Consider the following 13,133-nt stretch of genomic DNA (forward strand, 5'->3'; position numbering starts at 1 on the left):
GCGGGCGGCGGCCGGACCGCACCTCCGAGAGGCATCACCATGAAAGGCACCTCCACGACGGCACGGTCCGAGGCCGTGCGCGACTCGTCGGGCACCATCCGCTACGTCGACCTGACACCCGCCGACGCCGGCCATGTCGACACCTACACCCGTGCCGTGCTCCGCGACCACGGATCCGGCACCGCGCCGTCACTGCTCGCCGCGGCCGCCGGCCTGGCCCACCGGCTGCCCGCCAACCTGGTCAGCGAGATCAGGACGCTGCGGTCCACCGAGAACGCCACCGCACTCGTCCTGCGAGGCCTTCCGGTCGACGACAAAGAGATCGGCCCGACCCCGCTGGACTGGCGTACGCAGGAGGGCCCCCGCAACACCGGGCACCTGGAGACCTACCTCGTCCTCGTAGGTTCCCTGCTCGGCGACCTCTTCGGCTGGTCGACCCTGCAGGACGGCAAGCTCGTCCACAACGTGCTGCCGATGCCGACCGAACAGCAGGAGCAGAGCGGGCACGGCACGGTGAAGCTGGAATGGCACACCGAAGACGGCTTCCACCCGCACCGGTGTGACTACCTGCTCCTGCTGGGCCTGCGCAACCACGACTCGGTGCCCACCACGATCGCGAGCATCGACGCCGTCGACATCGCCCCCCGGCACGAGGAGGTGCTGCGGCAGCGGCGTTTCCTCATCCGGCCGGACAACGAGCACGTGGCGCGGGCGCGGGCGCTGACGGCCGGCACCGGAACACCGCACGTGATGCAGCGGATGCAGGAGAACCCCGAGCCCAATGCCGTCCTCTTCGGCGGCCAGGACGCCCCGTACCTGCGCATCGACCCGGCCTTCATGAACGCCGTCCCAGGCGACCAGGAGGCCGCCGAGGCGCTGGACGCCGTCATCGAGTCCTTGGACGAGCAGTTGACCGACGTGGCCTTGAACGCCGGCGACCTGCTCATCGTGGACAACTACAAGGCCGTCCACGGACGAGCCGAGTTCAAAGCGCGCTTCGACGGCACCGACCGCTGGCTCAAGAAGGCCGTGGTCACGCGCGACCTGCGCAAGTCGCGCGAGTTCCGGGGCGGCGCGGACGGACGGATCCTGCTTTAGCGACGAGATCCGGACGGCTGGGCGCCGCGCGTCCAGCGGCCGCAGCACGCCCGCACGACCCGAGGCCACCCGGCACCGCTGCGGGCCGGTCCACCAGTCCGCAACGGATGACAGGAGGAGTGATCGTGACTCAGGCGACGCGACCGGCCGCCGCAGCGTGGGTGGTGGAGGGCTGGCCGCAGTCCCTCCGCGACCACCCCTCGCTGACCGTGCACAGCAGTGGCCTCCCCGTGCGGGACGACGCGCAGCGCGACGACCTCGTCCGGGACGCGCTCGCGGCGGCGTGGATGGATCCCCGTCCCTTCCGCGCGGTCGTCGCCGGGCTCGACACCGGACGCGTCCTCGTCATCGTGACGACCACCGACGGCTCCTCGCCTCGTGACGTGTTGTCGTGGCTCACGGACCCGGACGCTCCGTTGCCGCGGCCGGTGCACCCCGAGGCGCACGCAGGCCCCCAGGTGGACCTGCCGACCGCGTTGAGGGACGGCGGCACGCCGTCGCGGTCGACCGCCACCGTGCGCGTGCCGTTCGACACCGCCGCGCTGGACCGCTTCGCCGGCGTGACCGGTGTGTCGGCCGAGGCGGTTCTGGCGACGGCGGTGGGCGTCCTGCTGGACCGCTACCGCTACGAGGCGGACGTCGACCTGCTGGTGCTGACACCACGACCGGTGGCCGTAGTGGTCAGGACCGGCGCCGCGACCCGCTTCACCGAACTCGTCCGGCGGGTCGACAAGGACCTCGCCGCCGCCATCCCCGCCCCGGACGGCGTGCACGCCACGGTGGCCGTACGCCGCGAGGGGGAGCCGGAAGCGGAACGCGTGGGGCGGTGCGTCGCGTGGCCGGTGGGCCTGCCCGACGGCACGACCCGGTACGAGCTGGACGTGGCTCTGGTCGACGCGGGACTTCGCGTCGACCACGACGCCAGCTTGTTTTCCGAGGCCGCGGTGGTGGCCTTCGCCTCCCGGCTGGCCGCGGTCCTCGAGGCGGCGCAGTCCGATCCGGTGGTGGACGACGTGCCGGCCACGACCGCGCCTGAGCGCGAGGGCCTGGCTCGATGGGCCCGCGGTGAGACGCAGCAGTTCACCGACGCCTGCCTGCACACCCTGGTGGAACTGCAGGCTCGCGCACGCCCGTCCACCACGGCCGTCGTCTGTGGCGAAGCCGAGCTGACCTACGCCGAGCTGGATGCCAGGGCCAACCGAGTCGCGCACCGGCTCCTCGCCGAAGGCGTCGCCCCCGGTGATCTCGTCGCCCTGCTCGCCGACCGAGCCGCGGACTCCGTCGTCGCCATGCTCGGCGTGCTCAAAGCCGGCGCCGCCTATGTACCGGTCGAGCCGTCGTACCCCGCCGAGCGCGTGCGCCACATCGTGTCGGATTCCGGCGCGCGGCTGGTGCTCGTCCGCCGGGAGCAGACCGTCCCCGACCTCCCCATCCCGGTCGTCGTGCTGGAAGACGTCGCGGAGCAGCCCGATCACAGCCCCGCCGTCACCGTCACCCAGGACGACCTCGCCTACGTCATCTACACCTCCGGCTCCACCGGCCTGCCCAAGGGAGTCGCGGTGCACCACCGGGCGATCGTGGTGTCCACGCACGCCCGCGAGGTAGGTGGTCCGCCGCCGCAGCGCGACCTCGTCACGATGCCCCTGTGCTTCGACGGCGCCGCCGGTGGCCTGTACTGGACGATCACCGGCGGTGGAACCGCGGTGTTGCCCACGGAGACCGAGGCGCACGACCCGTCGGCGCTGGCCAGGCTCCTGCGGCGACTGCCGGTCACCCACATCCACTCGGTGCCCTCGCACTACGGTCTCGTGCTCGAAGCGACGGCGGGTGCGGGCCTCGAACACCTGCGTCTGGTGTCGGTCGGCGGGGAACCGATGCCGCCCCAGCTGGTCGTCCGGCACCTGCTGGAACACCCCGATGCCCTGCTGCTCAACGACTACGGCCCCACGGAGTGCGCGGTCTGGGCCTCGGCCCACCCGTGCGACGTCGTCGACGCCACCCGCAGGAAGATCCCGATCGGGCCGCCGCTTCCCAACTACCGGCTCCACGTCCTCGACGAGCGCCTCCGCGAGGTACCGCCCGACCTGCCCGGTGAGATCTACATCGGCGGTCCCGCGGTCGCGAGGGGGTACCACCGCAGGCCGGCGCTGACGGCGCAACGGTTCCTGCCCGACCCCTTCGGCGGACCCGGCGATCGCCTGTACCGCACCGGGGACCGCGGGCAGTGGACCGCCCAGGGCGAGTTGCTGATCACCGGTCGCGTCGACAACCAGGTCAAGCTGCGCGGTTTCCGGGTCGAGCTCGGCGAGATCGAGGTGGCCGTGCGCCGCCACCCGTCCGTGTCGGAATGCGTGGTGCTGCTGCACACCGCCCCGTCCGGTGCGGACGTGGTGACCGCGTTCGTCGCCTCGGCGGACGAAGGTCTCGTCGAGGACCAGCTGCGCGCTGAGGTGGAACGGATCTTGCCTGCCTACATGCAGCCCGACCACTACGTGCTCACGCGGAGGTTGCCCAGGGCGCCGAGCGGGAAGCTCGACGTGCAGGCGATGCGGGCGCTGGAACCGGGCCGGCGTTCCCGGCCATGACCGGTCACAGCGGCCACGTCACGTTCGAGGGCGCAGGAGCACTTCGCGCCGCAACGGCCGGGATCGCCCGGTACGGCGTGCGGGTGTGCCGGCATCCCGACGGACGGCTTGACCTGGTGCCGGACGGGCCCACCGTCTGGGGGCCTGTACGGGCGGCCTTGCTCGCACATGGGTCCGTGGCTCAAGTGGTGGTCCGTCAGCACAACGGACGCCTGGTGGCCGTGGTTCTGCCCGGACCAGCGGAACCGGTGCAGCGACGGTCCACCACCGCGATCGGACTCGCCCTGGACCGGTTGGCCCGGCTGGCTCCCCGGCGCGCGCTGCACCTGGGGATCGGCGACATGGACCTGTCGGCAGCGTTCTCCGCTCAATGCGCCGACTACGAGCTCGCCGACCCTTCTGCGGACAAGATCTGCGAGGTCCTGGCACGGCGGCCCGACCTGCGGCAGCGCGTGCGGTTGTCCGCGGCTCACCCCGCGGTCGACGTGTTCGCCGCGAAGAAGCCGTACGACGTTGTGCTGCTGGACGCGGCGGCTCCTTCACTGTCCTGTCTGGACGTTCCGGGAACCGCGGTCGACCTGCTGCGCCTGGTGCGCGGCGGCGGCGCGGTGTTCGTGGTCAACCTGCGAGACCCCCGGCTGGAGCGGCTCGCGAACCTGCTGCGCATCGGGCGCGCGGAGTCCACTCCGGACGCCGCCGGCTGGTCACCGCCCGCGGTGCAGCGCGCACTCGCCGGCCGGGCGCCTTGGGTCGACTGGCAGTCGCACCTCCTGCTCGGTCCCTTGCCGGCGGCCGCCACCTACCACCTGTTGCTGCGGCCCGCGCGCTCGAACGCGAAGACGCCGCTGTTGAGGTGGGGACGGGATCTGCACTCGATGGCACAGCTCGACCGGCTGCTCAGTGAGCGCGGCGCGGTGCGTCTACGCCTGATCGGTCTGCCCGCAGCGGGCGTCGCCGACATCGTGCTGCCCGGTCGGACGGCGGAACGACGGCGCAGGACCGCTGTGGACTGGCGGGACGTCGACACCGTGGCGGCCGAGCACGGCTACCGGACGACGCCGCTCGCCTCGCTGAGCGAGTCCGAGGCACTGTTCGACGTGCTGGTCGAACGCCAGGACCCAGCAGGCCGTCCGCGGCTCGGCGGAGGACTGGCCGCGCGCCTGCAGGCATGGCTGGCGGTCCGCCTCCCCGGACTCGCCGCTCAGGTGGACCTCGTCGTGCTCGGCGAGGACGACGACCTGGAGGCTGTGCCGTGACCTGTCGAAGTGCCGTCGTGCTGGGTGGAGCGGGCCAGGTCGGTGGGTTGTTCGTTCGCCTGCTGCAGCGGCATCTTCTCGTCACGGTGGTGGACCGGCTGCCGGCTCCTTCTGTGTCCACTGTGGTCGGTGATGTGTCCGAGCCGTCGCCGGCCGCGCTCGAGGTCATCGGTGCGGCGGACATCATCGTGGTGGCGCTCCCAGAGGAAGTCGCCCTGTCTGCGCTGGAGGCTTGTGCACCGGTGCTGCGGACCGGTGTGCTCGTCGTGGACACGTTGTCCGTCAAGGAAAGCGTTGCGTCCGTGCTCCGCGCGATGACGGCCGCACGGGGAATCGAAGCACTGAGCCTGAACCCGATGTTCGCTCCCGCGCTGGGATTCCGGGACCACGCTGTCGCGGCGGTGCCGGTCGAGGTCGGTCGCCGCGCACGGTGGTTGCTCGAGCTGATCACCGGAGAAGGAGCCCGCGTGGTGGAGCTGAGCGCGCAGGAGCACGACCGCGTCACCGCGGTGGTCCAGGCCGCCACGCACGCATCAGTGCTCGCGCTGGGGAAGGTGACCGCGGAGCTGGGGATCAGCATTGACAGGATCGTCGACCTGGCCCCGCCGCCGCATCGGACGCTCCTGGCGCTGCTCGCCCGGATCACCGGAGCCAATCCTGAGGTGTACTGGGACGTGCAGGCGTCCAACCGGGCCGCGGCTGCCGCGCGCACCGCACTGGCGGGCGCACTGGTCGACCTCGACGCGCTCGTGACGGCCGGCGGGCGCGGGGAGTTCGGGGAGTGGCTCGGCAGGCTCGGCGCCTGGGCCGCTCCGCGAGGTGAGGCGCTGCGCGCTCAGTCCGTCCGGCAGTTGGAAGCACTGAACCCGGACCCGCGGGAATCATCGGCTTGAGCTGATACTGCGTTGAGACCCTGCCCCCCTAATGTGCATCGTGTAACCATTTGAATACTTTTGCTGCACGATGAGGAGAGGTCTTCGGACGTGGATTCGTTGCGCCCCTTTCGTTCGCGGATCGAGGAGCTGGACGAAGCGCTTGCCGGGATTGTGGCCGAAAGACTTCGGGTGTGTGCGGAGGTCGCGGCCGTGAAGAAAAATGAAGGAATTCCCATGATGCAACCGCAGCGAGTTGCCGCCGTGTGTGATGCCTACGCGCGGCGCGGTCGGGAATCGGGCGTTTCTGAATCCTTCATGCGCGACATGGCCATGCTCATCATCGGCGAGGCGTGCCGCTTGGAGGACGAGATCATCGACGAGAAGACGTCAGTCGATCATGTGACCCAGGGTAGCCACGCCGTGCGTCATGTTGAGTGACGGCAGCAGGGGAGCGGTCCTGCTATATACGCTGTGTAGCAAGCTTTGTCCGAATTCTGCCGGTAGTATCCACTTTTGTGTACATGACTGTTTGCGTACAGTAGCGAGATGTGGGAGTTTCCAACGGGGTGGCGGCGCAGTTCGTGGCCTCGCGTGAGGGCGGTGCTGTGATCAACCGAGCGGCGGGGCCAGGTCGGCCCGCTCGGCGGGGAGGTCGGTTCCGCGCGTCCTCGTGATATTCCGCCATGAGCGGAAGCTGTCGTTGCTTTCGGTTTTGCGTCTTGGGGGTTCTTGCAGTGGTCTTCTCTCGTGGAGGCAGAGTGCCCTTTTGTCGCGGCGCTACCGCGCGCCGTTGATGTCGGATCCCGTGAGCGATCCTCTCGTACACCGGCTTGGGGGCTGTGAAAGTGCTTGTATCGAACGGGGAAGAACTTGACGCAAAGATCTACTTCAAGATTCTGGGGCCCCTGTGCGTTTCGGTCGGCCGGAAGCAGGTCAAATTAGGTAAGAATCGCCAGCTGAACGTGCTGGCACTGCTGCTGATCAACGTCGGGAAACTCGTTCCGGTAGGCAGGCTCATCGACGCGGTGTGGGGAAGCTCCCCGCCCGCCACCGTGGAGAAGCAGATTCAGACCTGCGTCTGGCGCCTGCGCAGGGCCTTCGAAGCCGCCGGAGCGCCCGCCGACATCATCGAGACCGGCCAGGGCGGCTACCGCCTGCACCTCGCCGGGGGAGTGCTCGACGCGCAACTGTTCGAAGAGCACGTGCGCCGTGGACGCGCACGGGTCGAAGCGGGTGATCTCGCCGGAGCCACGAGCAACTACTCCGAAGCGCTGACGCTGTTCGAAGGCGCGCCGCTGGCCGAGTTCACCAGCGGACCGGTCCAGGCGGTGGCGGCGCACTGGGAGGAACGACGGCTCGCTGTGCTGGAGGAACAGCTCGACATCCGGCTGGCCATGGGACAGCACGCGGAGCTGGTCAGCGAACTGAAGATGCTCGTGGCGGAGTTCCCGCTCCGCGAACAGCTGCGTGCTCAGCTGATGACGGCGCTCTACCTCTCACACCGTCGTGCCGACGCACTCGCGGTGTACCGCTCGGGTCGCGCGATGCTGATCAACAGCCTGGGCCTCGAACCCGGCGCGCGCCTGCAGGAGCTGCACCGCCGGATCATCGCGGGCACGCCCGTTCCACCGACCCCGCATCAACGCGGTCGCCGTGTCGCGAAGTCGCCCGCGCAACTTCCGCTCGACGTCGGCGACTTCACCGGTCGCTGGGAAGAGCTCGAGTGGCTCACCGGCCTGTTGTCGCACGACTCCGCCAGGCCGCAGGTGGTGTCTCTCGTCGGGCGGACCGGTGTCGGCAAGACCGCGCTGGCGCTGCACGCCGCACACCGCGTGCGGAACTGGTTCCCGGACGGCCAGCTCTACGCCGACCTGCGGGGAAGCGCGCCGTCTGCGGCATCCGCGATGGAGATCCTCCAGTCCTTTCTCTACGCGCTGGGCATGTCGGACCAGTGGATCTCCGACGACCTCACGAGCCGCGCCGCGCAGTTCCGCAGTGCCATCGCGGGTCGCCGGATCCTCATCGTCCTGGACGACGTTCCCGACGCCACGAGCGTGGAGCCGTTGCTGCCGGGCGGGAAGGACGCCGTCGTGATGGTGACCGGCCAGGTCGGCCTGATGGAGTTGCCCGGCGTGGTGAGCCGCCGCCTGGACGGCCTGGAGACCGACGACGCCGTGCAGTTGCTCGCCAAGATCATTGGTGTCGAACGGGTCGAGCAGGAACGCGGTGCGGTCCGCGCGATCGCGGGATTGTCCGGACGGCTGCCACTGGCCCTCCGCGCGGCCGGCGCACGGCTGCACGCCCGCCCGCAGCTGCGTTTGGACCGGTTCGTCGAACACCTCGCAGAGGAGAACCGGCGTCTGGCCGAGCTGTCCTACGGCTCGCTCGACCTGGCTGCCCGGCTCGACGTGGCGGCAGATCGACTGCCACCACGAACACGGGCGCTGTGGCTCATGCTCAGCCTGCCCGACCTCGTCCACATCCCCGCGTGGGCCGCCACGGCGGTGGCGAGCCTGTCTGAGGGCGAGGCCCAGCGCGACCTCGACCTCCTGGTCGAGCACCAGGCCCTCGACATCGCGGGGGAAGGTGTCGGCGGTGGGGCCTGCTACGTCTTCCACCCGCTGGTCCGCATCCACGCCCGCCGTCTCGCTCACGCCGAGCTCGATCACCAGGCCAGGACGCGCGCCATGGCCCGGCTGGCCGACGCCGGCCGGGAACTGCAGGACTACGCCAACCAACTGCTGGAGAACAGGATCCCCGCCCAGATGACCTCCCAGGTCGAGGGGCACGTCGGGTACTGGACGCTGCGGAAGGTGGCCGACCAGCCGCTTGCCTGGCTGGACCAGGAAGGCTCCAACATCGCCGCGCTGGCCCGAGCCGGGCAGTGCAGGGGAGTGCTGCCGGACAACGAGCAGGTCGGTCACCGTGTCCACAGCGCCTGAGCCGGGGACCGTTCTCGTGGTCTCCGCCAGCCCGCGCGTCGGCTCGCGGCCAGAATGGCTGGGCGAGTACGTGACGGGACTGCTGACGGACGTGGGATGCCGCACGCACCACCTGCGGGTGCGGGACCTGCCGCCGGAGGCGCTCGTGCACGCCGAGGTCAGTGACCCCGAGCTCGTGCGAGCGTGCGCCGCGGTCGACTCCGCGGAAGGGCTGGTGCTGATCACGCCCATCTACCGGGCCGCCTACTCCGGGCTGCTCAAGCTCTTCCTCGACGCGCTTCCCCGGCACGCGATGGCGGGGAAGACCGTGATGCCCCTGGCCACCGGGGGCAGTCCGGCCCACGTGCTGGCGCTGGACTACACGCTGCGCCCTGTCGCCCAGACCATGGGGGCGCGTCACGTCGTGCGCGGGCATTTCGTGCAGGACGATGACCTTCCCCGGCGCCAGGGCCGCATCGAACCTGCGGCGCGGACCGAGGCCGCGGTCGGGGCCGCGGTGTCGGTCTTCCACCGCGCTCTCCTGCAGGGCGCGCACCCCGCGGCGGCAGCCGAGCCCTGGAACGTCCGTGCCTGAGAGGATGCCCGCGCTGTGGCCGGTCCGCCTCACCGTCGTGCTGCTGGGTGTGGCGGTGCTCGCACTGACGTTGTGGGTGGGACGGCCACCGTCGGCGGTGCCCGCGGACGCTCCGGCCGACCGGTTCTCCGCGTCCCGGGCCGTGCAGCACCTGACGACCATCGCCGCCGGCCCACGACCGACCGGTACGGAGGCGCACGCCAGAACCCGGCAGTACCTGGTGGACAGGCTGACCGCGCTCGGCCTCGAGACGCGCGTCCACACGGGTTCGGCGGTCTCCCTGCTCGGTCCCGCGCCGCTGGGTGGGGAGGCGCGTCACGCCGGCGCGGCACTGCGCACGGTCATCGGTCGCGTGCCCGGCACGGCCAGCACGCGGCCGGTGGCCCTGGTCACGCACTACGACTCCGTCGCCGCGGGCCCCGGAGCCAACGATGCCGGAGTGCCCACGTCCGCGCTGCTCGAGACCGCAAGGGCCGTGATGGCCGGTCCGCGCCCCCGCAACGACCTGCTCTTCGTCTTCACAGACGCCGAGGAGATCGGTCTGCTCGGCGCCAAAGCGCTCGTCGAGGATCCCGAGGGCCTTCCGGACGCGGCACTGGTGCTGAACTTCGAGGCGCGGGGCAGTTCCGGCCCGACCCTGATGTTCGAGACCGGTGCGGACTCGGCGTGGCTGGTCGACCTGCTCGCCCGGCACAGCGTGCGTCCCCAGACCAGTTCGCTGTTCGCCGAGGCGTACCGCTACCTGCCCAACCTGACCGACTTCACCGTCTTCGCGGCGGCGGGCCACCAGGGGATGAACTTCGCCTACCTAGAGGGGTACACGCACTACCACGGACCGCACGACACCGTGGCGAACGTCGACCCCGCGAGCGTGCAGCACCAGGGCGAGTACGCCCTTGGCCTGGCGAGGGCACTGGGCGCGGTTGATCTCACCGCGCCACCCGCCGGCGACTCGGTCCACTTCACCGCCCTGTGGTGGGTGGTGTCCTACCCCGAACCGCTGGCCCTGCCGCTCGCACTGACCGTGGCGCTGCTGTGCGCGGCCGCACTGGTCGTGGCTCGGCGAGGCGGGGAGGTGTCGGTGCTCCGCGTGGCCGGCGGTGCCCTCGTCGCCGTCGTGCACCCTGTCGTCGTCGGTGCGGTCGCCTGGCTCGCCGCGCCCCTGGTGGCGACCAGGCACCCGGAGGCAGCCGACTACGGCGACATCCCCGCGAACTCGTTGGCGCTGGCTGCTTTCGCCCTCCTCGCTCTTGCGCTCAGCGCGTCGCTGGCGCTGCTGGCGCGGCGGTGGGTCGACCTCCGGCACCAAGCTCTCGGCGCCGTTCTTGTGTGGGCCGCCGCAGCCTCGGCCACCGCCGCCCTGCTGCCGGGTGCCAGCTACGTGTTCACCTGGCCCGCTCTCGGCGCGCTGGCCTCGTGGTGGCTGACGCGGCGCGAGCCCGGTCCGGTCGCGCAGGCCACGGCCGCCGCGCTGGTCCTGGTACCGGTCGTGGTGATCGTGGTCCCGCTGGTGATGCAGCTGTCCACCGCCCTCGGGGTGATCCTCATCGCGGTCGCCGCCTCCGTCCTGGCACTGGCTTTCACCCTTATGCCGCTCATCGGCACCACGCTCGCGCCACGCCCGCCTCGCGGCGTTCCTGCACTGGCCATGGCGGCGGCGCTGGTGATCGGGTTCGTCGCGTCGATCCCCACCGGACAGGCACCCGCGCACCGGGCGGCCGCCTCCTACTTCCTCGACGCCACTGCGGGAACGGCTGCCTTGCTCTCGACCGAACCGGGTGGGGTGCCGTCGGCAGAAGGGAAGCCCGCAGACGTCTCCGACCTTTGGCCGGCCTGGTCTGCCCCAGTTCAGCGGGCATCCGCCGCCGCGCTGCCGTTGCCGCCTCCAATCACGGCTGTGGAGGTGAGCTCACCAGGCCGCGTGCGCATCACCGCCGCGTCTGCCCGAGGAGCGGCGGAGCTCGCGCTGTTCCTCACCGGAGTGCGGGTTCTGAGCTACCGCGTGCAAGGCGCGGAGCCCGGCGACCTCAGTCTCAGCTCCGACGGGCCGCGGGAGGACGCGTGGGAGCTGTGGGTGTGGGGCGTGCCTCCCGAAGGTGTCGTGGTCGAGCTGGACATCGCACCCGGTAGGGGAGAACCGGCACTGCGCGTCGCCGACAGGACCGGCGGTCTACCCGAAGCGCTCGCGGGACAGTCCGCGAGCACCACCGCGCCCGCACTGGGGGAAACCTTGCTGGACAACGCGACCTTCGTCAGCACACGCCGGCCGTTGCCGGAAATCGTGGTACCAGGAGGAAATCGGTGATCCGGGTGGCGAACGTCGTGGCGGGCCGGCGGGACGAGTCCTCGCCGGTGTGGAGCGACCTGGTCGACCCGTGCACCGGCGACACCGTCGGTCAGGCGCCCGAGTCCACCCCGGACGAGGTCGCCGGTGCCGCTTCGGCCGCACGCCAGGCAGCGATGTCCTGGAGCGCGGCCACCCCAGGGCAGCGCCAGCGCGCCCTGCTGCGCCTGGCGGACGCGGTGGAGGCCGAAGCGGACCGCTTCGTCAGGACGGAGGTGCTCACCACGGGCAAACCACTGGCGAGCACCCTCGACGAGGAAGTCCTCGCAGCCGCCGACCACCTCCGGTTCTTCGCCGGCGCCGCCAGACTCCACGACGGCATCGGAGCCGCCGAGTACCTGCCCGGTCACACGTCCTACGTGCGCCGGGAACCGATCGGCGTCACGGGTCACCTGCTGCCGTCGAACTACCCGCTGCTGATGGCCGTGTGGCAGGCGGCTCCAGCTCTCGCGGCGGGCAACGCCGTGGTCCTCAAACCCGCACAACCGACACCGGCAACGGCCTCGCTGCTGGCCGAAGCGGCGGCGGAGTTCCTGCCCGCGGGCACCCTGTCGGTGGTCTGCGGCGGACCGGAGACCGGGCGTGCTCTCATCGACCACGTCGACGCGGTCGCGCTCACCGGCTCCACGCGTGCCGGCGTCGAGGTCGCCCGAGCCGCAGCCACCTCAGTGACCAGGGTGCACCTGGAACTGGGCGGCAACGCGCCAGCCGTCGTTTTCGCCGACGTGGATCCTTGGGACACGGCGAGGAACATCGCGGAAGCGGCCTTCTTCAACGCAGGACAGGACTGCACCGCCGTGACGCGCGTGCTCGTCGAGGAACCGATCGCCGCCGAGTTCACCCGCGCACTGACAGCCCATGCCGAGGCAACGGTCGTCGGCCCGCCCGCGCACACGGACGCCTTCTGCGGCCCGCTGATCACGAAGGCCCACTTCGATCGGGTTCTCGCGGTGCTCGGGCGGCTACCGGACCACGTGAAGATCTTGGCTGGAGGAAAGCGGGAGCGCGACGTCGGGTACTTCCTGGCACCGACGGTCCTCGCGGGAGTTGAACAGCATGACGAGGTCGTCACCGAAGAACTGTTCGCACCTGTCGTGACGGTGCAGACGTTCGCCACCGAGCAGGAAGCCGTGGCGCTGGCCAATGGTGTGCCTCAGGCGTTGACCGCCAGCGTGTGGACCTCGGACCACAGTCGTGCGCATCGGTTCACCGCCGCACTGGAAGCGGGCTGTGTCTGGGTCAACACGCACATGCGGTTCACACCGGAGATGCCGCATGGTGGCTTCAAGAACTCTGGCTATGGCAAGGACCTTTCTCGCTACGCCTTGGACGAGTACACCCGCGTCAAGCACGTGATGCACCACTTCGGCAGCGCTCCTGGCCCTCACCTGTCGCCCGGATGAGGCCGACGGCACAACGAAAACTCCCTCTTGCCGACATCACAGCTTGTATAACCGAC

9 protein-coding genes are annotated in these 13,133 nt (G+C 70.6%); all 9 read left to right on the forward strand.

Annotated elements, in window-relative coordinates; translation table 11 throughout:
• Window positions 1-39: 39 nt before the first annotated feature.
• Complete coding sequence (gntD, locus tag ACFWN2_RS04425) at window positions 40-1,098, forward strand: guanitoxin biosynthesis L-enduracididine beta-hydroxylase GntD (RefSeq protein WP_382424854.1); 1,059 nt, start codon at window positions 40-42, stop codon at window positions 1,096-1,098.
• 125 nt (window positions 1,099-1,223) lie between these two features.
• Complete coding sequence (locus ACFWN2_RS04430) at window positions 1,224-3,683, forward strand: amino acid adenylation domain-containing protein (protein ID WP_382424855.1); 2,460 nt, start codon at window positions 1,224-1,226, stop codon at window positions 3,681-3,683.
• Window positions 3,680-4,939, forward strand: a complete 1,260-nt coding sequence (locus ACFWN2_RS04435) for a hypothetical protein (RefSeq protein ID WP_382424856.1) — start codon at window positions 3,680-3,682, stop codon at window positions 4,937-4,939. The genes ACFWN2_RS04430 and ACFWN2_RS04435 overlap by 4 nt, the downstream gene beginning before the upstream one ends.
• On the forward strand, window positions 4,936-5,832 hold the full coding sequence (locus tag ACFWN2_RS04440) for a prephenate dehydrogenase/arogenate dehydrogenase family protein (RefSeq protein WP_382424857.1): 897 nt from the start codon (window positions 4,936-4,938) through the stop codon (window positions 5,830-5,832). Before ACFWN2_RS04435 ends, ACFWN2_RS04440 begins: the two co-directional genes overlap by 4 nt.
• A gap of 90 nt (window positions 5,833-5,922) precedes the next feature.
• A complete protein-coding gene (locus tag ACFWN2_RS04445) occupies window positions 5,923-6,252 on the forward strand; it encodes a chorismate mutase (RefSeq protein ID WP_382424858.1) in 330 nt (109 codons plus the stop codon).
• A 407-nt stretch (window positions 6,253-6,659) separates the two neighbouring features.
• Entirely contained in the window at window positions 6,660-8,756 is a 2,097-nt protein-coding gene (locus ACFWN2_RS04450; protein WP_382425586.1) for a BTAD domain-containing putative transcriptional regulator, read from the forward strand.
• A complete protein-coding gene (gene ssuE / locus ACFWN2_RS04455) occupies window positions 8,740-9,330 on the forward strand; it encodes an NADPH-dependent FMN reductase (protein WP_382424859.1) in 591 nt (196 codons plus the stop codon). The genes ACFWN2_RS04450 and ssuE overlap by 17 nt, the downstream gene beginning before the upstream one ends.
• Window positions 9,323-11,635: a M20/M25/M40 family metallo-hydrolase gene (locus tag ACFWN2_RS04460; protein ID WP_382424860.1), complete on the forward strand. Its 2,313-nt coding sequence runs from the start codon at window positions 9,323-9,325 to the stop codon at window positions 11,633-11,635. Before ssuE ends, ACFWN2_RS04460 begins: the two co-directional genes overlap by 8 nt.
• Window positions 11,635-13,077: an aldehyde dehydrogenase family protein gene (locus ACFWN2_RS04465; protein WP_382425588.1), complete on the forward strand. Its 1,443-nt coding sequence runs from the start codon at window positions 11,635-11,637 to the stop codon at window positions 13,075-13,077. Before ACFWN2_RS04460 ends, ACFWN2_RS04465 begins: the two co-directional genes overlap by 1 nt.
• The last annotated feature ends 56 nt before the right edge of the window (window positions 13,078-13,133 follow it).

It is taken from the genome of Lentzea sp. NPDC058436 (genome assembly GCF_042721515.1).
In the GTDB taxonomy this organism is placed as follows: domain Bacteria; phylum Actinomycetota; class Actinomycetes; order Mycobacteriales; family Pseudonocardiaceae; genus Lentzea.